15 protein-coding genes are annotated in these 24,017 nt (G+C 68.9%); 5 read left to right on the forward strand and 10 right to left on the reverse strand.

The genetic code is table 11. The features are described 5' to 3' along the window. Nucleotides 1–28: 28 nt before the first annotated feature. From Ahu01nite_RS05940 to Ahu01nite_RS05950, 3 genes are read left to right on the forward strand one after another with little or no spacing between them, the layout of a single operon-like run. Nucleotides 29–991 (forward strand): RNA polymerase subunit sigma-70, encoded by a 963-nt coding sequence (locus Ahu01nite_RS05940; protein ID WP_203835357.1) that lies wholly within the window; start codon nucleotides 29–31, stop codon nucleotides 989–991. Continuing rightward, on the forward strand, nucleotides 988–1,428 hold the full coding sequence (locus tag Ahu01nite_RS05945) for a DUF6069 family protein (RefSeq protein WP_203835358.1): 441 nt from the start codon (nucleotides 988–990) through the stop codon (nucleotides 1,426–1,428). The genes Ahu01nite_RS05940 and Ahu01nite_RS05945 overlap by 4 nt, the downstream gene beginning before the upstream one ends. Then, a complete protein-coding gene (locus tag Ahu01nite_RS05950; protein ID WP_307794512.1) occupies nucleotides 1,428–2,318 on the forward strand; it encodes an aminoglycoside phosphotransferase family protein in 891 nt (296 codons plus the stop codon). The genes Ahu01nite_RS05945 and Ahu01nite_RS05950 overlap by 1 nt, the downstream gene beginning before the upstream one ends. Nucleotides 2,319–2,482: 164 nt before the next feature. Here the strand turns inward: Ahu01nite_RS05950 and yicI are convergent, their stop codons facing one another. The 9 genes from yicI to Ahu01nite_RS05995 form a co-directional block, all read right to left on the reverse strand. Next, nucleotides 2,483–4,726, reverse strand: coding sequence for an alpha-xylosidase (gene yicI, locus Ahu01nite_RS05955; protein WP_203835360.1), 2,244 nt, complete (start codon nucleotides 4,724–4,726; stop codon nucleotides 2,483–2,485). A 15-nt stretch (nucleotides 4,727–4,741) separates the two neighbouring features. Continuing rightward, the gene (locus tag Ahu01nite_RS05960; RefSeq protein WP_203835361.1) at nucleotides 4,742–5,632 is read right to left on the reverse strand and encodes a carbohydrate ABC transporter permease; all 891 of its coding nucleotides are present in this window, start codon (nucleotides 5,630–5,632) and stop codon (nucleotides 4,742–4,744) included. Continuing rightward, the gene (locus Ahu01nite_RS05965; protein ID WP_203835362.1) at nucleotides 5,629–6,525 is read right to left on the reverse strand and encodes a carbohydrate ABC transporter permease; all 897 of its coding nucleotides are present in this window, start codon (nucleotides 6,523–6,525) and stop codon (nucleotides 5,629–5,631) included. Before Ahu01nite_RS05965 ends, Ahu01nite_RS05960 begins: the two co-directional genes overlap by 4 nt. Further along, nucleotides 6,522–7,829 carry an extracellular solute-binding protein gene (locus tag Ahu01nite_RS05970; protein ID WP_203835363.1) on the reverse strand — a complete coding sequence of 436 codons (1,308 nt, stop codon included), beginning with the start codon at nucleotides 7,827–7,829 and terminating at the stop codon, nucleotides 6,522–6,524. The genes Ahu01nite_RS05965 and Ahu01nite_RS05970 overlap by 4 nt, the downstream gene beginning before the upstream one ends. A gap of 162 nt (nucleotides 7,830–7,991) precedes the next feature. Continuing rightward, the gene (locus tag Ahu01nite_RS05975; protein WP_203835364.1) at nucleotides 7,992–8,996 is read right to left on the reverse strand and encodes a LacI family DNA-binding transcriptional regulator; all 1,005 of its coding nucleotides are present in this window, start codon (nucleotides 8,994–8,996) and stop codon (nucleotides 7,992–7,994) included. A gap of 37 nt (nucleotides 8,997–9,033) precedes the next feature. Beyond that, nucleotides 9,034–11,853, reverse strand: coding sequence for a beta-galactosidase (locus Ahu01nite_RS05980; protein WP_203835365.1), 2,820 nt, complete (start codon nucleotides 11,851–11,853; stop codon nucleotides 9,034–9,036). 1 nt (nucleotide 11,854) lies between these two features. Continuing rightward, a complete protein-coding gene (locus Ahu01nite_RS05985) occupies nucleotides 11,855–14,770 on the reverse strand; it encodes a glycoside hydrolase family 3 protein (protein WP_203835366.1) in 2,916 nt (971 codons plus the stop codon). 218 nt (nucleotides 14,771–14,988) lie between these two features. After that, nucleotides 14,989–16,500, reverse strand: coding sequence for a serine/threonine-protein kinase (locus Ahu01nite_RS05990; RefSeq protein WP_203835367.1), 1,512 nt, complete (start codon nucleotides 16,498–16,500; stop codon nucleotides 14,989–14,991). A gap of 130 nt (nucleotides 16,501–16,630) precedes the next feature. Beyond that, nucleotides 16,631–17,656: a suppressor of fused domain protein gene (locus Ahu01nite_RS05995; protein WP_203835368.1), complete on the reverse strand. Its 1,026-nt coding sequence runs from the start codon at nucleotides 17,654–17,656 to the stop codon at nucleotides 16,631–16,633. A 204-nt stretch (nucleotides 17,657–17,860) separates the two neighbouring features. Between Ahu01nite_RS05995 and Ahu01nite_RS06000 the strand changes: the two genes are divergently transcribed. After that, on the forward strand, nucleotides 17,861–19,204 hold the full coding sequence (locus Ahu01nite_RS06000; RefSeq protein WP_203835369.1) for a lipase/acyltransferase domain-containing protein: 1,344 nt from the start codon (nucleotides 17,861–17,863) through the stop codon (nucleotides 19,202–19,204). Then, nucleotides 19,197–23,384: an NACHT and WD40 repeat domain-containing protein gene (locus Ahu01nite_RS06005; RefSeq protein WP_203835370.1), complete on the forward strand. Its 4,188-nt coding sequence runs from the start codon at nucleotides 19,197–19,199 to the stop codon at nucleotides 23,382–23,384. Before Ahu01nite_RS06000 ends, Ahu01nite_RS06005 begins: the two co-directional genes overlap by 8 nt. Here Ahu01nite_RS06005 and Ahu01nite_RS06010 read toward each other — a convergent pair. Next, nucleotides 23,277–23,984 (reverse strand): DedA family protein, encoded by a 708-nt coding sequence (locus Ahu01nite_RS06010; protein WP_203835371.1) that lies wholly within the window; start codon nucleotides 23,982–23,984, stop codon nucleotides 23,277–23,279. The two genes, Ahu01nite_RS06005 and Ahu01nite_RS06010, sit on opposite strands and share 108 nt — an antisense overlap. Nucleotides 23,985–24,017: the final 33 nt, after the last annotated feature.

The following is a 24,017-nucleotide window of genomic DNA, read 5'->3' on the forward strand; positions in this document are numbered from 1 at the left end:
GGACACGACGAGACGCGAGGATGACGTGATGAGTGCGGACATGCTGCTGGAGGAACCCGCCTTCGCGGGGCTGGCGGAACGGCACCGGCGGGAGTTGCACGTGCACTGCTACCGGATGCTCGGATCGTTCGAGGACGCCGAGGACACCGTGCAGGAGACGTTCCTGCGGGCCTGGCGGCGGCGGGAGACGTACGAGGGCCGGTCGACGGTGCGGGCCTGGCTGTACCGGATCGCCACCAACGCCTGCCTGGACCTGCTCGCCAGATCGCGCCCGGAACCCGCGACCGGTGGCGAGGTGCTGTGGCTGCAGCCCTACCCGGACCGCCTGCTCGACGAGCTGCCCGCGGCGGACGCGGACGAGCCGGAGACCATGGCCGTCGCGCGGGAGACGATCGAGCTGGCGTACGTGGTCGCGGTCCAGCACCTCGCGCCGCGCCCCCGGGCCGTGCTGATCCTGCGTGACGTGCTCGGCTGGCCGGCGAAGGACGTCGCGGACCTGCTCGGCGACACCGTCAACTCCGTGAACAGCGCGCTGCAACGGGCCCGCGCCGGCATGCGCGAACACCTGCCCGCCGAGCGCCAGGACTGGACCGGCGGCGAGGACTCCGGTACGCGCGAGCTGGTGCGCCGCTTCACCGACGCCAGCGTGGCAACGGACATCGCCGGGCTCACCGCACTGCTGCGCGACGACGCCCGTTCCGCCATGCCACCGACGCCGGGCCTGCACCTCGGCCGCGATGCGGTGATCAGCGACTGGGTCGGGGACGGCTTCGAAGACCTCGGACGCCTGCGCGCCGTCGCCACGTCGGTGAACCGGCAACCCGCCGTCGCCTTCTACCTGTGGCAGGAAGAGTCGGGCGCTTTCCTGCCACTGACCATCGACGTCCTGCGCATCTCCGGCGGAGCGATCACCGAGGTTTTCATCTTCCACAACGACCGGTTCCCGGTCCTGGGCCTGCCGGACCGCCTGCCCGCGGACGGTACGAAGTGAGACTCGCCGTCACCGGACTCGTCGCCACGCTTGCCGCAGTGGCCGCCACCACCCTCGCCGCCGCGCTCACCGGGGCCGCCGGCGTCGACTTCGAGATCCCCGACGGAGGCGAGACGATCCCGCTGGGCGGGTTCGCCGTGGTGACCGCCTTCTTCTCACTCGTGGGCGTCGTCCTCGCCGCCGCGTTCCTCCGGTGGAGCGCGCGCCCCGCCTCGCGGTTCGTGTGGACGGCGGTGTCGCTGACCGTGATATCGCTGGTCCCACCCCTGATCTCCGGGGCGGCCGCCCCGACCGTCACCGCTCTGCTGGGGCTGCACCTCGTCCCCGCGGCGGTGATGATCCCCACCCTGGCCAGACGGCTTGACTCTCCCCTTAGGGGAGACGGCAAGGTGGAACCAGGCGCCGCGACGGCCGGCCCGCACGGGAGGAGAGCATGATGAGCGTCGAGGTCGGCGAGGATCTGGTTCGCGACGTTCTCCGGGAGCAGCATCCGGACCTGGCTGATCTGCCCCTCCGCGAGGTGGCGGGCGGCTGGGGAAACCAGATGTGGCGCCTCGGGGACGACCTGGCCGTCCGGATGCAGCGGATGGACACCAGCCCCGAGCCGCAGCTCAAGGAGCGCCGCTGGCTGCCTGTGCTGGCCCCACGCCTGCCGCTTCCGATCCCGGTTCCGGTGCGCAGTGGTGCGCCCTCCGAACGCTTCCCCAAGATGTGGACGGTGATGACCTGGGTCGAGGGCACACCCCTGGACCACGCCGCGATCGTGCGCGGTGACCATGCGGCTGACCTGCTGGCGGCGTTTCTCAGGGCGCTGCACGTGGAGGCTCCCGCCGGCGCGCCGGGCCCCTCGGACTTCGGCACCCATCCGAAGGACTCCCGGGGCGGGTTCGAGCATTTCCTGGGGGCCGTGGATCTCGACGGCTTCGCGGAGGACGACGTCCGGGCCGTGTGGGACGACGCAGCGGCGACCCCCGAGTGGCCGGGACCGCCGGTGTGGGTGCACGGTGACCTGCATCCCGCGAACGTCGTCGTCACTGGTGGCACGCTGGCGGGCATCGTCGACTTCGGCGCGCTCTTCGCCGGCGATCCCGCGTGGGATCTCGGGGCCGCCTGGCTGCTGCTGCCCGGGGGAGGCGCTTCACGGTTCTTCGACGGCTACGCCCACGCGGATGAGGCGACAATCCGGCGGGCGCGCGGGCTGGCCGTCATGAAGTGCCTGTTCCTGATGCTGATGGGCCAGAACGGCGACCGCGGCCTGCCCGGCGGCAAGCCGAACTGGGGGCCGGTCGGCCGGTCCGCACTCGCTCGTGTCCTGAACGGGCTCTGACACGAAAGATGCCGCAGCGGAGTGGTCTTCCCAGCACCGTTCCGGCCGAGCGCGCCGCGGCCGTGGGGAGCGCGATGCAACACTCCCCACGGCCAGCGGGCCAGCACGTCAGCGGGCCAGCACGTCAGCGGGCCAGCACGTCAGCCTTTCAGCGGGCCAGCCGGTCAGCGGGCCAGGTCGAGCGATGATGTGGCGGCTTCGGCCGTGACCGGGGCGGCGGTGCCGAGCTGGATCGCCCAGGGCAGGGACTCCCCCGATCTTTCGACGTGGACCGAGTCGTCCGTGACCGTCACCGTGAATTCGGTGGCGTCAGATCCCGGCACGCGTACGCGGTGAGTGCCGTTCTCGGGTTCGAAGAGGCGCAGGGTCACGCCGTCGCGGTAGTCGTAGTCGGGTTTGTCGGTGCGGGAGCCGACGGGCAGCACCGCGCCCGGGCGGACGAGGAGCGGCACGCTGTGGAAGTCGTGGGTCTCGTGGACCCAGCGGGGGCCCTCGATCACCTCGCCGGTGAGGTATTTCGTCCAGCGGCCGGACGGGACGTAGTAGCTCACGTCGCCCTCGGTGCTGAACACCGGCGCGACCAGCAGGTCACCGCCGAGCAGGTACTGCCGGTCCAGGTGGGTGGCGGCCGGGTCGTCCGGGAAGGCGAGGACCATCGGGCGCAGCACCGGCAGGCCTTCCTCGTGCGCCTGGTGGGCGGCGGCGAAGAGGTAGGGCATGAGGGTGAGCTTGAGGTGGGTGAATTCGCGCAGGACGTCGACCGACTGCTCGTCGAAGAGCCACGGCACCCGGTAGGAGTGGTTGCCGTGCAGGCGGGAGTGTGACGAGAGCAGGCCGAAGGGGATCCAGCGCTTGAAGACGGCCGGGTCGGGCAGGCCCTCGAAGCCGCCGATGTCGTGGCTCCAGAAGCCGAAACCGGATGCCGCCAGCGACAGGCCGCCGCGGAGGGTCTCGGCCATCGACTCGTACGTGGCGGAGTTGTCGCCACCCCAGTGGACCGGGAACTGCTGGCCGCCGACCGTGGCGGAGCGGGCGTAGAGGACCGCCTCGCCCTCGCCTCGATGCTCCTTGACCACATCGAAGACGCACTTGTTGTAGAGCTGCGTGTAGAAGTTGTGCATCCGCGAGGGGTCCGAACCGTCGTGCCAGACGACGTCCGTCGGGATGCGTTCGCCGAAGTCGGACTTGAACGCGTCGACGCCCATCTCGAGCAGGGTCCTGAGCTTGCCGGCGTACCAGGCTGCTGCTTCGGGGTTGGTGAAGTCGACCAGGGCCATGCCGGCCTGCCAGCGGTCCCACTGCCAGACGTCGCCGTCGGCGCGCTTGACCAGGTAGCCGTTGGCCATGCCCTCGGCGAACAGCGACGAGCGCTGGGCGATGTAGGGGTTGATCCAGACGCAGGTGCGCAGGCCTCGGTCGGCGAGGCGCTTGAGCATGCCCGGCGGGTCCGGGAAGATCCGCGGGTCCCACTCGAAGTCGCACCAGCTGAACTCGCGCATCCAGAACGTGTCGAAGTGGAAGACGCTCAGGGGCAGGTCGCGCTCGGCCATGCCGTCGACGAAGCCGGTGACCGTCTCCTCGTCGTAGGACGTGGTGAACGACGTGGTCAGCCAGAGACCGAAGGACCAGGACGGGGGCAGGGCGGGGCGGCCGGTGAGCGCGGTGTACTTGCGCAGGACGTCGGCCGGGGTCGGGCCATAGATGATCAGGTACGACAGGGACTGGCCCTCGACGCTGAACTGGGTGCGGGACACGACCTCGGAGGCGACCTCGAAGGAGACCCGGCCCGGGTTGTCGACCAGCACGCCGTACCCACGGTTGGTCAGGTAGAACGGGACGCTCTTGTAGGCCTGCTCGCTGCTGGTGCCGCCGTCCTCGTTCCAGATGTCGATGCTCTGGCCGTTCTTGACGAGCGGGCCGAACCGCTCGCCCAGCCCGTAGACCGCCTCACCGACGCCCAGGTCGAGCTGTTCGTGCACATAGTGCTCGCCGTCAGCGGTGTCGACGATGCCCATGCCCTTCCAGCCGGAGCCGGTGAGCCGCTTGCCGTCCGCGACGAAGTCCAGGCCCCACTTGTCACCCGGAGTGAACCGCGCGGTGAGGGCTCCCGAGGTGAACGAGCTCTCGTCGACGACGGGCGAGACGTCGATCGAGGCGATCTCGAAGTTGGGCAGCTTGGGGCGTTCGCCGGCGAAGTGGTTGATGGTCACGCGGATGACGTCCGGGGCGGGGGCGGTGCAGGTGATCGTGATGACCGGGGCGTCGAGGGTGTCGCTGCGGGTCTGCACCCGTCTGGCCGAGGCGAAAACGGTGAGGGACGAGCCGTCGGCCCGGGAGTCCTGCAGCTGGGCCGGGTGCAGGACGGTCAGCCCGTCCCGCTTACGCCAGTAACCATCGGTGAATTTCATCGAGGTGGGGGTCCTTTACTTGATGGCGCCGGCGGTGATGCCGCGGGTCAGCGTGCGCTGGAAGATCAGGAAGAACAGCAGGGCGGGCAGGATGCCGACCAGGGCGGACGCGCTCGTGGCGGTCGCGTCCATCAGCCTGTCGCCCTGCAGGACCCCGAGGGCCACGGGCACGGTCTGGTTCTCGTTGGACACCAGGAAGATCAGCGGCAGGAAGAACTCGTTCCACGTCCAGATGAAGAAGAACGTGAACAGCACGGCGAGCGTGGGACGGCTGACCGGGACGACGACACGCCACAGGGTGCGCCACCGGCCGGCGCCGTCGACCTCGGCGGCGTCGAGGAGCTCCCGGGGGAATTCCTCGTACACCGAGGTGAGCAGGTAGGTGCCGAACGCGCTCTGGATCACCGTGAAGATGATGATGACCGAGATCGGGCTGTCGTAGAGGTGCAGCTCCTTGGAGATGTAGTAGAGCGGGTAGACCAGCACCTCCTGCGGCAACAGGTTCGCCACCAGGAAGAACACCAGGAACCAGATCCGGCCGCGGACCCGCCCGATGCCCAGCGCGTAGGCATTGAGCACCGACAGCAGCACGCCGAGCACCGCGACCGACAGGCTCGTCACGAGGCTGTTGAGCAGTTTGCGGCTGAAGTCGATCCGGTTCCAGAAATCGATGATGCCCTGGAAGCTGATCGACTCGGGCAGCGCGAGGGGGCCGTTGCTCGCATAATCGGACGGCGTCTTGAACGCGTTCACCATGATGACGAGCATCGGCGCGACGACCAGCAGCAACAGCGCCAGCAACACGGCCAGCACCACCCACCGGCCGGGCCGGCGGTGCTTCTTCGCGGTGGCCGCCGGCGGTTCCACAGTGCTGTCGGTCTGCGAAGGAGCAGCGATGACACTCATACCCGGCTCCGGTTCTGCAGGCGCAGGAAGATGATCGCCAGGACGATGATCATGACGGTGAGGACCGTGGAGATCGCCGAGCCATAGCCGACCTGGGCCTTCTCGAAGAAGTTCTTGTAGGCGAAGTACGACGGGACGATGGTGGCGTTGCTCGGGCCGCCGCCGGTGAGGACGAAGACCTGGCCGAAGATCTTCAGCGCGGCGATCGTGGTGGTGACCAGGACGACGTAGAGCTCGGGGCGGATCATCTTCACGGTGATGTGCCGGAAGCGCTGCCACCAGCCGGCGCCGTCCAGGTCGGCGGCCTCGTAGAGCTCGGGGTCGACGCGCTGCAGGCCGGACATGAACATGACGATCGGGTAGCCGAACTGGAACCAGATCATCACGCCCATGACGCTGAACAGGGCGTACTTCGGGTCACCGAGCCAGTCGCGGCTCAGCGAGCCGAGGCCGACGGTGTCCAGGATCTGGTTGAGCGCCCCGAAACTGGGGTGCAGGATCCAGACCCAGATGATGCCGGTGACCGCGACCGGCAGCACCTGCGGCAGGTAGTAGGCCGAGCGGAACAGCTTGGCCCAGCGGTCGCCGAGGACCTTCGCGACGTAGTCGAACAACACCGCGGCGAGGACCAGGCCGACGAACGTCGGGATCACCGCCATCGCCACGATCAGCAGCAGGATGTGCCCGAACGACGCCCAGAACAGGTCGTCGTGGAACAGCCGGGTGTAGTTGTCGAAGCCGATCCACTTCGGGTCGCCGACGCCGTTCCATTTTGTGAAGCTGACGCCGACGGTCATGACCAGCGGCACCACGATCACCGCGAGGGAGGCCAGCACCCCCGGGATCAGATACAGCCCGTAGCCGGAGTTCCGGCCTCCCTTGCGTACGCTCATTTTCCGAGATCTGCCAGGTTCTCGTTGTACGGCTTGGCGACCTCGTCGAGGAACGCGGCCGGGGTCTTCGACCCGTTGATCAGGCCCTGGACGCCGGAGACCATGACGTCGTAGTAGCCGGGGGCGGGCCAGTCCGGGTAGAACGCGAGACCGTCGGCGGCCGACACCTTGTTGAAGTTGTCGATCAGTTCCTTGTTCTTCGGGTCGGTGATCGCCGCGGGGTCCGCCGCGACCGGGACGCCGCCGTTGTTGCCGAGCAGGTTCTGGACCTCGGGCTGCATCGTGATGTCGATGAAGTCGTACGCGAGCTTCTTGGCCTTGCTCTTCTCCGGGACGACCCAGAGGTTGCCGCTGGAACCGGGGTGCAGGGTGTTGCCCGGGAACAGGAACGTGCCCCAGTCGAAGTTCTTGATCTCGTCGTTGAAGCGGCCGTACCACCAGCTTCCGGAGTACAGGATCGGGAACTTGCCCTGTTCGAACGCGACGCCCATGTCCTCGGCCTTGATGCCGGCGGAGTTCTTGGCGATGTAGCCCTTGTTCACCCAGTCGGCGAACGTCTGCGCGCCATAGGTGAGCTGCGGGCCGTGGAAGTCGACCTTGTTCTTGTAGAGCTGGTAGTCGTCCACGAAGGCCCGGTCGCCCTTGGAGAGCGCGAGCTCGTAAAAGATCTGCTGCGCGGGGTACTCGGCGCCGCCCACGCTCAGCGGGGTGACCTTGTTCTTGACGAATGTGTCCATCGCGGCCGTGAACTCGGCGTACGTGGTCGGGACGGCGATGTTGTACTTCTTGAACAGGTCCTTGTTGTAGTAGACCATCACGTACTCGCCGTAGTTGGGCACGCCGTAGAACTTGCCGCTGCCCATGATGCCGTCTTCGTCGTACTTGGCGGTGGTCTGCAGGCTGGCGGAGAGCTTCTTGTCCCAGCCGCGCGACGTGGCCTCCTCGGTCAGGTCCGTGAGCAGCCCCTGCTTGGACAGCAGGCCCGCGGTCGCGTTGCCCTTGTTGTACTCGAGGATGTCGGGGGCGCTGTCCGAGTTGAGGATCATGCCGGCGTTCTGCTGGATCTGCTCGAAGCTCTTCTCCTCGAACTTCACCTCGACACCGGGGTGGCTCGCCTTGAACAGGTCGATGGCCTTGTTCCAGGCGACGCCCATGGCGCTGTTGGGACCCTCGTAATGCCAGAGGGTCAGGGTTTTCGCGTCGGCGCCCTCATCGCCCGATCCGTCGCTTCCGCAGGCGGTCAGGGCAAGGCTGGCGGTAAGGAGCAGCGCACCGGCGGCGCTGAGAAATCGTGGTCTGAACATGCCGTGTCTCCCAGGGGGTGGCGTCCGGGGTCGTCGGAGCGCTTCGCGAAGTGATCGTCGAAGCGCTTCGACGATTGGGGCTGGGGCAGACGCTAGGTTTCACGTCCCGTCGATGTCAACAGTGTGACGAAGACATTTCTCAGCCCGAAATGAAAGGTTTCTTTACGACAGCGGGCCGCAGCTGTCCCGTTCGATGATCGTCGGAGGCAGCAGCCGCGTCCCCGGTGCCTTGCGGCCCTCGAGCAGAGCCATCGCGGTCTCGACGGCCAGGGTGCCGACATCGTGCGCGGGGATGTCGGCGGAGGTGAGCTTCACGGGCAGCGACGTCGCGACGTCCCGCGGGCAGACCGCCACGATCGACAGGTCCCCCGGCACCGACCGGCCCCGCGCCCGCAGCTCGTCGAGCAGCGGGACCAGGGCATCCTCGTTGTGCACCAGCAGCGCGGTGGTGCCCGGCTGCTCGGAGTCGATCCAGGCCAGGCAGTCTCGTACGCCGTCCGCGCCCGGCTCGCACGAGTGCGCGACCGTCTCCAGGCCCAGCTCGGCCGACGCGTCCGTGAACCCGTCGAGGAAGCGCTGGGCGTACGTCGTGCCCCGCTCGTAGACCGACGGCGACGGCCCGACCAGCGCGACCCGGCGATGCCCGTGCCCGGCGAGGTGTGTCAGGCATTCCCGGGCGGTCGCGGCGAAGTCGAGGTCGACGCAGGCGATCCCGGCGGGGTCGTCGGGCAGCCCGATCAGCACCGAGGGCTGTTTGAGCCGGCCGAGCGCCGGGATCCGCACGTCGTCGCCCTCGACGTCCATGACGATCAGCGCGTCGACCATCGTGGCCCCGGCGACGCGTTCGAGCCCGGCCGTGCCCTCGTCCTTGGTCAGCAGCAGCACATCGTGGTGGTAGCGGCGGGCCGCGGTCACGACGGCGGTCACGAACTGCATGATGACCGGGACGTTGACGTCGGCCCGCAGCGGCACCACCAGGGCCAGGACGCTGGTCCGGCTGCTGGCCAGGGCCCGCGCCCCGGCGTGCGGGTGATAGCCCAGCTCGGCGATCGCGGCCCGCACCCGGGCGCTGGTCTCGGCGGAGATGGGCCGGCGGCCGCTGAGCACGTAGGAAACCGTGCTCATCGACACGCCGGCGGCGCGGGCGACGTCGCTGATCGTCGGCATCGTCCCTCCCCCGTAGCTCCATCCGTTCGTCCGCATCCTAACGACCGGTGACCGCCGCGACGGTGACTCCACCACGCTGCGTGCCCGCGGTCACCAGTTCCGGTGGGGCGATCGTCCCCGGCTGGTCGGCGACCACCGCGAGCGCGAGGGTGTTGGCGCCGTGTTCCAGCAGCACCCCGGCGGGGAGGACAAAATCGGTCTGCGGGCCGATACTGCCGCCGTAGTGCCCGAGGTTCCAGCCGTTGAGGAACAGCTGGATGCGCTGCCCGGCCGGTGGCGTGCCCGGGAAACGCAGCACGACCGAGGTGTCCTGCTTGCGGGGCAGGTCCAGCGTGAAGCCGGTCCGGAACCAGGTGACGCCCGGCTTGACCGCCGGGCCGGCCGCCGGGTTCGCCGCCGGCCAGTCGAGCCGGCCGGGCAGGGTCCAGCCGTGGCGCTCGCCGTAGAGGCCGCCGGTGTTGAGCGGGCCGCGGGCCGGGTCGACGAGGTCCTCGCCGCCCTGTGCGCCCTGGATCCGCCAGGTGACCGGCGTGTCGCCGACCGACGCCCGGATCAGGCCGCGGGGCTGGCGGAACCGGTTGTCGTCGACGGTCCAGTCGTCGTTGTTGCCCATGTTCTCCACGAGCACCGACACGACCGCCTTCGCGCCGGGTTTCAGCGCCCCGGCCGGGACGGCGAAGTGCCCGGGCCCGGGATCGGGGTTCTGCGGGGCCTCGGCGTCGGCCTCGACACCGCCGGCCGCCGAGCCGAGGAACCGGCCGTTGAGCCAGACGAGGTACGTGCCCCGGCGCCCCGTGATCGCGTTGGTGTCGATCGTGGTCTCGGTGCCGGTCGCGGTGAACCTGCCCCGGTACCAGACGGCGCCGCTGTGGAAGCCGTAGTCGTCGGACGCGAGCCCGGCGTCGGCGATCTTCCACGCCGAGTCGTCGAAGCCCGGCTGGGCCTCGTACCCCTCGGTGCGGCTCGTCCAGCCACGAAGCGCCGGCAGAGTGACCCTTTCCGGTCCCGAAAGCGAGCCGAGCAACGAACCCGACGAGGTCGGCCGCGCGGGAACCACCGTCCCATTGACCGCAAACCGGGCAAGTCCGGAAAATACCTCCACGGAGGATGCCGCAGCCGTATCAGCCCGCAGGGAAAGCAGGCCACGGGATACGGACGCCGACCGCAGCAGCGAGGTGCCGCGGACGAGGACCGGACCGGCGGAGGTGTCCGCCCGCCAGAACGTCGCCGCGGTCGCGTCGGTGCCGATGAGCAGCAACGCCGGTCGCCGGCCGCCCCCGGTGATCAGCACCCGGGCCAGTCCGCGGTGGGTGTAGCCGAGCGTCAGGTTCCCGTTGTCGAACGTGGACGACACCGAGCCGTCCAGCACGGTGACGCGCGGCTTCGAGGAGTAGCGCAGGGTGGTCGCCCCGGCCGTACCCTCCGTGCCGTAGAGAACGGCGACGTCACGGCCCGCGATCGCCTCGTGGGTCATGATCTCCGACGTGGACCACGCGAGCCGCTGCCCGCCCAGGTCGTACCCGGCGACCAGGACCTTGGCGTCGCGGCCGATGAGGCGTACGGGCACCGCGAACCGCCCGTCCGGCGTGGCCCAGTCGAGCGTGCCCGAGTCATCGGTCAGCGCCGCGCGGTCGGTGTGCCGGAGCAGCACGAACTGCGTACCCGTGTCGGGATTGGTCCTTGTCTTCGCGAGCAGCGCCGGGTTGCTGGACGCGGGCCCCGCGGCCGGATCGGTCTTGGTCAGCGGCGTGAGCGCGCGCAGGAAGTAGTTCTGCCGCTTGAACTCGTCGTACTTCGCGGTCAGCTGGCGGGCCTCGGTGATCGCCGCGCCATAGTCGTAGGAGGTGTAGACGTCGTTGGGCTGCGCGAGCCAGCCCCAGTTGGTGCCGCCGAAACCCATGTAGTAGTTGAAAGCCGTGGCACCGCTCTCGATCAGGTTGTTCTTGTGGAAGTACTTCATGTACGCGGGCCCGGTCAGCTCCCGGCACTTGTCGTACCCGGCGTCGTTCAGGTCGATCGCCCCGGACTGGTACTCCGCGGCGAAGACGGGTGCGTCCGCGCGGATCCGCTCCGTGACACCCTCGCCCCACGGCCCCCACACGGTGTCCGGGTTGGCGCAGTCGAACGACTGCGGGTAGTCGTCGACGCCCGGGATCTGCACGGCGCCCTGCCCGGATCCCCACGTCGACGCCCAGTCACCGGCGTCGCAGCAGACGTTCGTCGTGATCGGCACGGTGATGCCGTCCTCGCGCGCCTTCGTCTGCAGGTCCTCCATGTACTGCGCGTCGGTGTTCGCCTGGTACTCGTTCTCCACGTTGTAGAGCAGGACCGAGCCGGTGCCACGGGTCACCTGGTGCCGGGCGATGATCGGGTTGATGTGGTTCAGCCAGTCCCGGTAGGCCCGGGTGTAGCCGGGAGCACTCGTGCGCGCCCGCCCCGGCACCCGCTTCAGCCAGGCGGGAAAGCCACCCCCGGTGGTCTCGGCATTGATGTAGGGCCCCGGCCTGGCGATCACATAAAGGCCAACTTCTTCGGCGGTACGCAGTAAGCGCTCGACATCGCGCACGCCCGTGAAGTCGTACACGCCGTCCTTGGGCGAGTGGTACGCCCAGTTGAAGTAGATCGACACGGCGTTGAACCCCGCCGCCCGGTACTTCTCGAGCACGTCGCGCCACAGGTCGGGGCTGGGCAGCCGGAAGTAGTGGAACTCCGCGGCCTGCAGCAGCACCCGCTTCCCGTCGAGCGTGATCGAGTAGTTGTCATAGCTGACCCGGTGCTTGTCGGCGGCGTGCGCGGGGCTCGACAAGCCGGTGATGCCCAGGATCGCCACGAGCAGCATCGCGAAGAGTCTGCGCATGTCAGCGCCCCCGGAACTCGGCGACGCGGACCCCGGCGCTGAGCACGAGGTAGATGTCGCCACGTGCGCCGGTCACCTTTGCCGACGTGGTGGCGTACGTGTAGCGGTTGCCTGTGCTCGGGACCTGGACCGTGCCGAGCAGCTTGCCCGTCGCCGAGCCCTGCCGGATCTGGATCGTGCCGGTGCCCGCGGACTCCTTGGCGACCTTCGCGGTGAAGGTGGACCCGATCGTCGCGCGCTTGTAGGAGACCCAGTCGCCGTCGGTGTTCGCGCCGACGGCCGTGCCACGGGCCTTGGACTCGTCGACGAGCGTCGCGCCGCTGTAGTCGTCGAACGCTTCCGCCCTGGTGGTGCGGGTCAGGTCGCGGACGGGGATCGTCTCGCCGTTCACATGCAGCGTGCCGCGGGCGCGGATGTCCGCTGAGGACGAGCCGACGAGGACGTCGTGGGTGGCGTCCTCGACGACCCAGCGCTCCCGGGTCACGTCCCAGAGCGCGAGGTCAGCGCGATCGAAGTGCAAGGTGACCGTACGTTTCTGTCCGGGCTGGAGAGTGACCCGGTCGAAAGCGCGCAGCTGCTGGAGGGGTTGCTTGTCGCGGGAGGTGCGCTGGTGGGTGTAGAGCTGCACGACCTCGTCGCCGGCACGCTTGCCCGTGTTGGTCACCTCGACGGTGGCCGTGGTGCCGTTCACGCGCAGGTTCGAGTAGCGGAAATCGGTGTAGGAGAGCCCGAAGCCGAACGGGTAGAGCGGCTTGTCCTTGCTGTACAGGTACGTCTGCCCGGTCTTGATGATGTCGTACTGGTTGAGGTCGGCCGGGAGCGTCGAGTCGCTACGCGGCCAGGTCTGGGTGAGCCGTCCGGCCGGGTTGACCGAGCCGAACAGCACGTCGGCGATCGCGTGCCCGGTCTCGGCACCCGCGTGGGTCGTCCAGACGATCGCCGGGACGTGCTCCTGCTCCCACGTGATCGAGTCCGGGTAGCTGGTCTGCAGCACGACCACGGTGTTCGGGTTCGCCTTCAGCACCGCGCGTACGAGTGCCTCCTGGCCCTCGCCGAGCGCCGTCGTGCTCCGGTCGTGCGCCTCGCGGCCGTTGATGAACGGCATGCTGCCGACCACGACCACCGCGGTGTCCGCCTTCTTCGCCGCCGCGACCGCCTGGTCGATGCCGCTGGACAGGATCTCCTTGGTGAAGTGTGCGGCGCCCGCGGCGTCCGGTGAGCCCAGCGTGAGCGCGCCGTCGGCGCCGACCGTCACGTAGGTGTTCGCGCCGAACCAGCTCTCCTGCGTCTCGTACCCGGCGTAGTGGATGACGAACGTGCCGTCCGGCTGCGCCTCGAGCTTGAACTGCTGCTGGACGTACCAGCCGTTGGGCTGCTCGTCGCGGGTGATGAACGGTCCCCAGTTGTAGCCGAGGTAGCGGCCGGTCCCGACGTTGCGCAGGGTGTTCACGCCCTGTCCCCAGTCGACGGCGTCGAACTGCGCGGCGGCGTCGGCTGTGGTGCCGGTGACCGAGACGGGGGTCGTGTCGGTGCTGCCCGTGGACGTCACGTAGCGGCCGGTCGCGACGTCCTTGAGCGCGATCCGGTCGGACGCCTCGCTGGTCGTGACGCTCTTCGCGCGCTCCCGGATGCCGTCGGCGGCGGTCACCTGGTAGGGCAGGTGGGCGCCGTACCAGTCGCTGTAGAGCACATCGCCGAGCGGGCCGACCACGGCGACGTCCTTGCCGGTCGCGAGCGGGAGCGCCTTGCGGTCGTTCTTGAGCAGGACCATGGCGTCGGCGGCGGTCTCGCGTGCCAGGGCCTGGTGGGCGGGGGCGTTGATGACGTCGGCGCCGATCTTCGCGTACGGTCCGCCGTCGGGGTCGAACTCGCCGAGCCGGAAGCGGATGCTCAGAGCGTGCCCCGCCGCGGCGTCGATGTCCTTGACGGTCAGCAGGCCCTGCGCGAGCGCAGCCTTGATCGACGTCACGGTCGGGGTGCCGTTGCCGTCGTCGATCGTGAAGCTGTCCAGGCCCGCCTTGATCACGGCCGCGTTCGCCTCGGGCTGGGTCGCGTAGTACTTCTGCGAGCCGGTCAGGTTGTACGGCGCGTACGCGTCGCTGACGTTGAACAGCGGCTGATCGCTCCACGACCGGACCAGGGTGCCGAGATCGGGGTCCACGGTGGCGGGACGGCCGTTGATCAGGTTGTAGGACGCCATCACACCGGTCGCGGCGCCGGCCTCGAGGGCGGGCTTGAACGCCGCGCGGTCGTACTCGTTGAGCACCCGCTGCGGGACGTTCGACGACGTGACGTCGCGGCCCTTCTCGTTGTTGTAGGCAAGGTAGTGCTTCAGCGTCGGGGCGGTCTTCAGGTAGCGGGGATCGTCACCCTCGAGACCTTTTCCGTACGCCGTGGAGATCGCGCCCGTGAGCAGCGGGTCCTCGGAGTAACCCTCCTCGTTGCGGCCCCACCGCGGGTCGCGCAGCAGGTTGACGACCGGCGCCCAGAGGTTGAGCCCCCACACCCGGTCGTTCTGCGCGTGATAGCCGCGGGCCTCGTCGGCGACCACGTCCCCGACGCGTTCGAGCAGCGCCGGGTCCCAGGTGCTGGCGAGGCCGACCGGCTGCGGGAACGAGGTGCCGTTCGCCGTGACCACCGCGCCGTTGTTGTCGATGTCGTTCGACCACGCGACGCCGTGCAGCGCCTCGGTGCCGGCCTTGAACAGCTTGATGCCGAGCCGCGGGATCGCGGGCTGGTACTGGTGCAGCAGGGAGATCTTCTCGTCGAGGGTCAGCCGGCCGACCAGGTCGGCGGTGCGTCTCTCCATGCTGAGCCGCGGATTCTGGAACGGATATGCCGGGGCGGCCAATGCCTGCCCCGGGACGAACGGCAATGCCAGCAGGGCGGTGGCGAGAACGGCCAGGGTTTTTCGCATGATCTTTTCCTTCGCCAGGACATGCGGAATCACCCTTTCCCCGTGAATTATCGGGAAAGGGTGTGAACAGTAAGACCAGGTGGGGCGCCGTCGAAGCGCTTCGACAAGCGGACGGGTAGCAGGGCTCGGTAATGACGGTGGATGGTTGCCAACCATAGATGCCCTGCAATACCTCTGGCAATGGTTACCGGTACATCACCGAAATCTCCCGGTAATCATTACCAGTCGAAAGGGACACCCTCGGTGTGCCCGCCGTTGCCCCCGGCCCCGGCGCCGGTCAGGATCCTGCCGCCGCGGTAATGCCAGGACAGCGTGACGACGTAGCGGCCGCCGTGCGGCACGTCGAGCGTTGCCGGGCCGCAGTCCCGGCGCGGGTCGAGGCCGGTGAACGTCACGTCCTCGCAGGTGTGCGGGCCGGCCACCACCGCGCCGCCGGACGCTGCCTCCCGGACGCTGAGCTCCACATCGGCTCGTACGCCGGGTGGGGCGTCGAGGTGCGCGGCGACCCGCACGACCACACCGAGGGCGTGACACGGCTGGGCGATGAGCGGGTGGCCCAGCTCCCAGCTCGTGAACTTGTCGCCGCAGTGCCAGGTGGCCGGGGCATTCTCGGCGATCTTCTTCGCACGGGGCACCACTGCCGGCTGGGCCGTGGGTGGTGGCCCGGCGGCGTCCCTCCCACTCGGGGCGCGGGAGCCGATGACGCCCGCGGTGAGCAGGCCACAGGTCAGGATGAGCACCAGGAAACCGCGGCGGCCCCACGCCCAGTCGTGCGGGCGGTTCTGGGGGCGGCGCTTGGCCTGGTCCTTCGGATCCAGCGGCCGGACCGGTTCGCGCTTGCCCGGGGCGGGCATCGCCGGCACGCCCTCCATCTCGCGGGTCAGGCGCACGAGACTGTCGCGCAGGGCCGTCGCCTCGGGCCGCCGCGACGGATCCTTGTCCAGGCAGCGGGCGATCACCGCCCAGACGGCGTCGGCCATCCCCACCGGGCGCCGCGGCCGCTCGTCGAGGTGGCCGCGCAGCACGGCGAACGGCTCCCCCGCGTACGGGGTGCGGCCCGAGACCAGTTCGAACAGGACGATGCCGAGGGCGTACACGTCGGCGGCCGGGGCGGCCTCACCACCGCTGATCGCCTCCGGCGCCATGTAGTGCGGGGTGCCGACCACCGCGTGCGAGCTGGTCACGCCGGGGCTGTCCAGCACCCGGGCGATACCGAAATCGGTCAGCCGCACATCCTCGCGTTCCCCGTCGGTCTGCAACAGGATGTTGTCCGGTTTGACGTCGCGGTGCACCACCCCGAGCCCGTGCGCCACGGCGAGCGCGGCCGCGACCTGGGCCAGCAGCCGCGCCGCCTCGCCCGGTTCCAGGGTGCCCTCGCGCCGCAGCCGCTCCCGCAGGCTCCCCCCGGCGACGAAGTCCATGGCCAGGCCCAACGACTCCCCCACACTGAACAGGTCACGCACCCCCACCACGTGCTCATGACGCACCATCTTGAGGATGGAGCGTTCCTGCACGAACCGGCTGACCAGCCTCGGCTGCTGCAGCAGACCCTCGTGCAGCAGCTTCACCGCGACCTGATCACCGGTCGAGCTCTCCAGCCCCCGCCACACGGTGCCGGTGGCGCCCCGCCCGACCGGGCAGATCAGCACGTACGAGCTTCCGACACGCCGGCCACTGAGATCCGCCGTGGCGATCCCGTCGTCGTCGTCGGGCTCTGGGGTGGGCGGCACGTGGGTGTCGGGTCCTCTCGCTCACCGGAACTTCGCTTGCAGGGTGTCACGATGGTCACCCCTGGCACGGCGGACGAGCAATGGGCGTACGCCTGAATATCCGCAAAGCGCAAGCCTGTCCACCCACCCGTCACCCCGCCCCGGACCCTTCGTTGGGCAGGGTTGGCGGCCCCGCCACCTCGACGACCAGCCCGCTCGTCCCCGCCAGCGCCCGGCTCCCCGCCACCAGCGCACTGGGCAACGCGAGCACCGCCGCCGCGGGCAGATCCACCTCGAGCCCACCGTCGACGGTCCGTTGCACATCGAACGCCTCGGCACCACGCAGCAGCACCCGGACACCGTCCCCGTCGATGATCAGATCGCGCCCGTGATGCAGCCGGTCACGCACCGCCTGAGCCACCGTGCCGGCCGTGACAGCCTTGAAGGTCAACCGGACCACGTCCCCCTCATCGGACCACCCGAACCCGGCCACCAGCAACAGCCCGGTCGACGAACCGTCCCGCACCCGCCCGGCATCGATCGCGTCCCGCACCGCCGGGTCGTCCGTGATCGGCGCCCGGTCCAGATCGGTGACGAGCAGCGGCTGCCGCTCCGCGAGCAGATCCAGCACCCCGGTGGTGTCCCATTGCCGCGCCGCGGCGTACTCCTCGCCGGTCAGCCCCACCACCTGCAGGAACTGCACCCGCCCGCGCGGGGTGCCGATCGTCCCCAGCTCCGGGTCCTCGGCGAACGCCAGCGCCGTCATGGCCGTCGGGTGCTCCTGCCGGATGGGGCCGTTGGCGTTCATGTGGTGGCCCGGCTCGAACCAGTTACCGCTGGACACCACGTAGCGGGCCAGGTTCTGCAGCAGGTTCGCGGCCCAGATGGGCGGCTCGGCGTCGTCGGCCGCGCGGCTCACCCGGAAGGTGAACTCGAAACCCCACCCGGAGATGTCGGACTCCTCGGCCTCTGTGGAGTACAGCTCACTCATCCCGTACCCGACGATGTGCCAGTGCGGCACCGGCTCGTCCCTCGGATAGAAGCTGACGCCGTCGAGCGGGTCCGGGCCGCCCAGCGCAAACGGCTGCAACGTCCCGAAATGCTTCGGCGTAACCCCGGGATAGAACTCGGCAAGCCGGGCATCGATGGCGTCCCACCCAGGAGCGTCAGAGGTCATCGCAAGATCAAAACACGGGCCGGACACGCTGCTGCAGGCGCCTTACGTCCTGCGGACCGGCCCGGCGCCAATCAGCCGGAAAGCATCGTTCGGAACTGGGATGTAGATCGATTTCGTGCTGTGGAATCATATCTGGTCCACGGCAGGAATTGATCATGGAATGGAGTCGTGTTGATTCCCGGGACTGCGAAATGTCCGGACGCCGTGATCGTAATCCCCGGCATCATGGGAAGCGAATTGATCGAGGCGGCCACGAACAGGCCACTATGGGGTCTGGCCGACCCCCGATGGTATTTACGAGCGTGGACGAGCGGGTCTTCGCTGGAAGCGTTACGGGTGTCCGACGCGGAACGTGCAGGGCATACCGGGCGCATCATTCCCTCCCGTCTGCTGCGGTTTCCAGTGGTGGCACCCCTCCTGCGCGGCTTCGAGCCCTACACCGCTCTGCTCGGCAGTATTCGGCGCACCGTCGCCGCCCCGGAAGCGGTGCTCCCTTTCCCGTACGACTGGAGACTGTCCGTCGCTCACAATGCATCCCGGCTGGCCGAAGTTGCCGATGATCATCTCCGCCGCTGGCGACAATCGCCTCGGGGCAGCACCTCGGCGAAGTTGATTCTGGTGGCCCATTCGATGGGCGGTCTCATCGCAAGCTACTTCACCGCCCTCCTGGGCGGATCCTCCGAGGTGCGAATCATCCTCACACTTGGCACGCCGTTCCGGGGCAGCGTCAAGGCGGTCCAGATACTCAACAGCGGAGTGGGCACGCCGGCGCCCCTGCCGCACCGCAGGTTGCGGCAAATGACCGCGACAATGCCCGGTCTGCACGAGCTGCTGCCGTCCTACAGGTGCGTGGCCGACGGTGCGGGCGCTCGCCCCATCACCCCGGCCGAGGTGGCTGACATCGGAGGTGACGCAGGGCTTGCCGAGGAGTCGGCGAGACTGCATCAGAGACTGGCCGCCACAACGAACCCCACGCTGCAGTCGGTGGTCGGTCTGTGGCAGCCGACGGCCCAGACATTCACGTTGATCGGTGGGGTGGTAACCGCACAGCAATGGTCATACCCATCGGACAGCAGCGTCGCAGGCCCTGTTGACCGAGGAGGGGACGAGACCGTCGCACGAGACGCGGCGTCGAGCACTGCCGACCCGTTCTACGTAACGCAGACACACGGAGCATTGGCGAGGACGCCGGAGGTCATCGACCATGTTCGAGGCGTACTGACTGATCATCCACCGGGTGCGTGGCTCGGCGAATCCGCCGCTGTCTCCCTGCAGCTGCCCGACGTAGCGGTCGCCGGGGAAGAATTCCGCATCACTCTTGCCGGAGTTCCCGATCCCGCGTCGATCGCCTGCCGGATCACCGATGCCGTGGACGAGCGCTCAGTAGCTCATCCTCTGCTGGCTCCCGCTGACGGGAGCCTTGAGGCCCGGATCACGCTGACCGTTCCCGGTGTGTACCGGATCGCGGCCAAGGGCCAGTCCTTCTCACCGGTGACGCAGCTGCTGATGGCGATACCCCGTCGTGGTTCGGCTCGCGACGATGTCTGATCACATCGACGCGCCACAGTTCGACATCGTCCCTATCGTGGTCGACAACTATCTGCATCACGCCCCGCTCCATCAGGCAAAGAAAGTAGCTCACCACATCGCCGACCTGCTGGCGGTCAATCTCGACGGAGCGCTGACCGCGGGAGAGATCACGGGCGAGCGCACCGAGACAAATGTCCGCGGGCAGCTCGCGGACTGGGCGTCCCATCGCGAGGGCCGGAGCTCGCTGGTGTTCTGGCTCGGGCACGGCACGTCTGACGGGCTCGACGCCTGGCTGGCCACCTTCGAGACCCCCGCCGTCATCGCCGGCAGTGGCGTCAACCCGCAGTCCATCGCCGACCATCTCATGGTCCAGTGGCGGCGACGGCATCCCGGAACCGGCGTCTGGGCCATGATGGTCATCGAGGCATGCGGAGCGGCCACCTTCGTACGCAAGGTCGGGGCAGCCCTGATGGCCGCACCCAACGGGCCACAGCGGCTGGCCCTGCTCGGGGTCGGCGGCGACGACAGCGCCGGCAATCTCGGCCGGTTCGGCGAGATCCTGCAGGCCACGCTCGATTCCTACACCGACAACGACGGTGCCCGGATCCGGGTCGACGACTTCGTGTCCCAGCTTCGGGACCGCATCGAACCGGGCGAGGTCATAGACCGCGGACTCCATCAGGCGACGCCGTTGCGGCGGCATCGCCTCCTCACCACACCTGTGACCGCCCCGCTCGACATCTATGCAGATCTGCAAGGGTTCCTCGCCGGTCTGCCCGCCGACGAGCGCCGCCATTTCATCCCCAAGGCGCAGGGAGCCGAGGAGGGAGAGCTCGCCTGGTACTTCGTCGGCCGGCACGCCGAGCGTCATCAGGTGTCCGCCTGGTTGCACGAACAGCAGAACGGGATGCTCGTGGTGACAGGCCCGGCTGGCTCGGGCAAGTCCGCACTGCTGGGCAACGTGCTCATCTACACCAACCGGGCGCTGCGTGAACTCCTGATCGCCGCGCACCAGCTGGAAACGTTGCCGGAATGGGAGTTACCGCCGGAGGACCCGTTCGATCTCGTCGTCCATCTCACCGGCATGACCGCGGGTGCGCTCACGGCACGGCTCGCCGAGGCCGCCGGCCTTTCGCGTGAAGCGGACTCCTCGGCCTCCGGCAGCACGTGGCTCGTCCAAGCGCTGCGCGAGCGTGCCCGTCCGTTCGCCATTCTCGCCGACGCCCTGGACGAATCGCAGGAGCCTTACGAGATTGCCCGGCAGCTGCTCAACCCGATCGCGGCGCTACCGAACTGCCGGATCGTCATCGGGACGAGGGCATCGGCGCACGCCGACCCGGATAAGCTCGAGAACTCCGACGACCTGCTGGTCCTTCTCAGCCACGACCGGGCGCCGGACGTCGTCGTGGATCGTGACCCCGCAGCCATCGGCACCTATGTCCGGCGGCGCCTGCAGGCAGCGCGGAGAGTGCGCGTCATCGATGTGGGAGATGAGGGCATCACCACGGTTGCGGGGCTGATCCGGGACCAGCGGAGGCAGTTCCTGTTTGCCCGGCTGGCCGTTCACGAGCTGCTCGCCCGGCCGTACCTCATGCGCGCGGACCGCAGCGCCGAGCTGGCCGGCCTTCTCCGCCTCGACCACAGGAGCCTGTTCGCCGAGGCGATCACCCGGCTCCGATCCGAGGAACCCCGTACGTTCCCTCTGCTCGCCGCGCTGGCCTTCACCCGTGGCCGCGGTGTCCCGCGGGCCGACCGCGTCTGGGCCGTCATGGCTGCTTCGCTCTCCTCACACGACAGCATCGGCGAGGAAGACATCGACCGGCTGGTCCTGCGCGCCGCCCCGTACATCATGCTCGACGCCGAGAAGGGCCAGAGCGTGTACCGGCTGGCTCACCGCACCTTTCAGGAATATTTCCTGACGTTGGCGGATCCCGATACGCACCGGAGGATCGCCTCCGCGCTGATCGCCCATGCGCAGCGCCGCAACGGATCCGCACCGAACCCCTACGTGATCCGGCACTTGGCCGCGCACGTCGCCGAAGGCTCCCTCTGGCCGGAACTGGCCGCGGCTACCGCTCTGCTCGATCACATCGACCCCGATTCGGTGGCCACGGAGGTACTGGGGGTGGCCGACCCCGCGTCCTTACCACCGGCCATTCTCGCCACGTCGCGTTCCAGGCACGTGCTGGCCCCTGCCGGCCCCGAGGATCGGCGACTGATCCGCTCGGTCACGTCAGGCCGCTACGGCGGGCTCCCGTTGCCTGCCAGGAACGATTTCTGGAATCTGCTCTGGACGCGGATGGAACCTGACGCCCTGCATGTCCCGATCAGCTGCGGACAAGGCCCGGTCACCTCCATGGCGTTCGCATCGGCCGGCGGGCACCGGGTCGTGGCCACCGGCGGGGCGGACGGGTCGCTACGGTTGTGGAGTCCGGACACCGGCCTGCCGTACGGCCATCGGATCCAGGCTCACGAGGGTTCGGTACGGGCCCTCGTCCAAGCCGGCAACGTGCTCATCTCGGCGGGCGACGACGAGAGTATCCGCCTGTGGGACACCCGGACAGGGCGTGCCACGGGTGGGCCGCTCACCGGCCACGTCGACGCTGTCACCGCTCTGGCGCTCCTTCCCCGCGTTCGTGGTGCCCTTCTTGTCAGCACGGGCAGCGATGGGACCGTCCGGTTCTGGGACATCGAGCGCGAGCAGCCCTTCGGTTCGCCGTTCACCGGACATCACAGTGAGATCGCTGATGTCGCCGTTCTGCGTGGTGCCGACGGCACGGTGGGGATGTGCACCCGGGGGCGCGACGGCAGGCTGCTCACTTGGGATCTGGAATCCGGTGATTATCAGGAACACGTAGGCGACGGGCATGCGGATTTCCTGGTCGGAGCAACCGTCAACGGCTCATCCGCGTTCGTTTCCTCCTGGGCGGACTGTTTGAGCATCGCCTGGCTCCGGTACGACCGGCGTGAAAGCCGCCAGCGGTGGCTCGGCACATCCGATCCCATCACCGCCGCCGCTTCCTTCGGGGACCACGCCGATGTGGTAGCGGTCGCAGCGGGCCACAACGGGCAGATCCTGTTGATACACACCGCTACCGGTGCCCTTCTGGGTAAGCCTCTGGCGGGGCACACCGGACCCATCCTCGCGATGGAGTGGTCGAGACTTCCCGATGGCCGGCGGGTACTCGCCTCCAGCGGGGCAGACGGAACCTTGAGACTGTGGATGGATCCGAGCGTCACGCGAGAGGCGGCACGGGGCGGGGCGACTCGCCTGCCGGTGGACACCTTCGCGCGAAGGACCATGGTCCTGCCCTACGGCCCCGGCACAGGCCCCGCCCTGCTGTGCCAGGCCCCGGACGGCATGAAAATTCTCGACGCGGCCACCGGGCAGCAGACTCCCTCCACTGCTCCTCTGCGCGGGCGCTTGGTGGGAGTCGCGTCGTACCGGCGCCGTGATGTAGTCGCGGTGCATGACCCGGTGGCCGGTTCCATCGACTTGATCGACCCTTTCTCCGGGGACCATCTGACGAAGGTTCCGGGGTACTTCTACCGCGACAACGGCGTGGTGATCGGTGCAACGCTGAACGGAAGTGATGTCGTCGTAGCCGGTGACGGCGGCGGAGATGTGCTGCTGTGGGACGAGGAGGACGGCCCCGCAGCGGGCGCGGCAAGCATCCGGCGACTTTCCGGGCACACCTCAGCGGTGACCACGGCGGTCACCGCACGAGGACAGGACGGGATGCCGTTGCTCGTCACTGCGGCCGCTGACAACACCATCCGTTACTGGGATCTTCGCAGTGGTGTGCTCGCCGCTCCGCCGCTGGGGACGGCGTCGCCGGTGGCCGGCCTGTCAGTGCTGCGGCTCCCGGGTGCACAGGCCGATTGCCTCATCTCGATCGCCGGTTACGGGATGCACCTGCACGACCTGGGCAGCCTGGCGACACCGCCACGGCTGGTGAAGCTCGGCGGTACCCACGCCTACACAGGGCTCACGATCGTCGAAGCACCCGACAGGTCCACCCGGGTGGTTCTGTGCACGGCGGGGCGAAGGTTGATCGTCTGGGACCCCGCGACAGAGCGTCTCGTGAGATCAGTCCTCCTCGACGCGGAGCTCACAGGTCTCGCGGGTATCGGCACGCTCCTGGTGGTCGATACCGACTCGGGCGCGCTCGTCCTGTCGATGGGTCGCGCCCGATAGCGGAACCCGGTCGTCGCGCCGCGTTCTCCACCGCTCCACCGCGACAGCGAACCCGGTCACCACGAACGCACCCGCTCCTCCCAGCAGCAGCCCGAGCAGCGGCTGCCCGGCGAACACCGACCCACCGAGATACCCGAGCAACGCCGCCTCGCACGCCCACAGCGACACCGCAAGCGCTGTGTACCAGCGAAACCGGGCAACCGGATACCCGACCACTCCCGCGGCGAACGCGGTGGTGGAGCGCCCACCGGGGACGTATCGGGCGAAGACGATGACCAACCCGCCGCGGCTGTGGAGCAGGCGCCGGGCCCACTCGTGCAGCTGCTGGGAACGCCGGCGACGCCCCAGCCGGGTGGTCACGGCGGCGGTGCTACGGCGGCCGATCGCGTAGGCGCACCAGTCCCCCGCGTACGCACCGGCGGCCGCGGCGGCGATCAGCGCCGCCAGGTGGGGCCGGCCGGTTGCCGCTGCCATGACACCGGTCGCGACGACGGTCGACTCGCTGGGCATGAAGGGCAGGACGGCGTCCAGCCCCGACACGACGAGGACGAGGACGAGCACCCACGGGCTGCCCGCGACAGCCTCCAGAGACTCCGGCATACGGACCAATCTCGACGGCCGAGGTGTACGCAA

The organism is Winogradskya humida, assembly GCF_016862215.1.
GTDB classification, from domain to species: domain Bacteria; phylum Actinomycetota; class Actinomycetes; order Mycobacteriales; family Micromonosporaceae; genus Actinoplanes; species Actinoplanes humidus.

What these genes read in the sequence shown, in the direction of transcription:
- yicI (WP_203835360.1), bottom strand. Translation starts at nt 4,726, where the DNA reads ATGAAATTCACCGATGGTTACTGGCGTAAGCGGGACGGGCTGACCGTC.
- Ahu01nite_RS05970 (WP_203835363.1), bottom strand. Translation starts at nt 7,829, where the DNA reads ATGTTCAGACCACGATTTCTCAGCGCCGCCGGTGCGCTGCTCCTTACC.
- Ahu01nite_RS05975 (WP_203835364.1), bottom strand. Translation starts at nt 8,996, where the DNA reads ATGCCGACGATCAGCGACGTCGCCCGCGCCGCCGGCGTGTCGATGAGC.
- Ahu01nite_RS05965 (WP_203835362.1), bottom strand. Translation starts at nt 6,525, where the DNA reads ATGAGCGTACGCAAGGGAGGCCGGAACTCCGGCTACGGGCTGTATCTG.
- Ahu01nite_RS05995 (WP_203835368.1), bottom strand. Translation starts at nt 17,656, where the DNA reads ATGACCTCTGACGCTCCTGGGTGGGACGCCATCGATGCCCGGCTTGCC.
- Ahu01nite_RS05940 (WP_203835357.1), top strand. Translation starts at nt 29, where the DNA reads ATGAGTGCGGACATGCTGCTGGAGGAACCCGCCTTCGCGGGGCTGGCG.
- Ahu01nite_RS06010 (WP_203835371.1), bottom strand. Translation starts at nt 23,984, where the DNA reads ATGCCGGAGTCTCTGGAGGCTGTCGCGGGCAGCCCGTGGGTGCTCGTC.
- Ahu01nite_RS05980 (WP_203835365.1), bottom strand. Translation starts at nt 11,853, where the DNA reads ATGCGCAGACTCTTCGCGATGCTGCTCGTGGCGATCCTGGGCATCACC.
- Ahu01nite_RS05985 (WP_203835366.1), bottom strand. Translation starts at nt 14,770, where the DNA reads ATGCGAAAAACCCTGGCCGTTCTCGCCACCGCCCTGCTGGCATTGCCG.
- Ahu01nite_RS05960 (WP_203835361.1), bottom strand. Translation starts at nt 5,632, where the DNA reads ATGAGTGTCATCGCTGCTCCTTCGCAGACCGACAGCACTGTGGAACCG.
- Ahu01nite_RS06005 (WP_203835370.1), top strand. Translation starts at nt 19,197, where the DNA reads ATGTCTGATCACATCGACGCGCCACAGTTCGACATCGTCCCTATCGTG.
- Ahu01nite_RS05950 (WP_307794512.1), top strand. Translation starts at nt 1,428, where the DNA reads ATGAGCGTCGAGGTCGGCGAGGATCTGGTTCGCGACGTTCTCCGGGAG.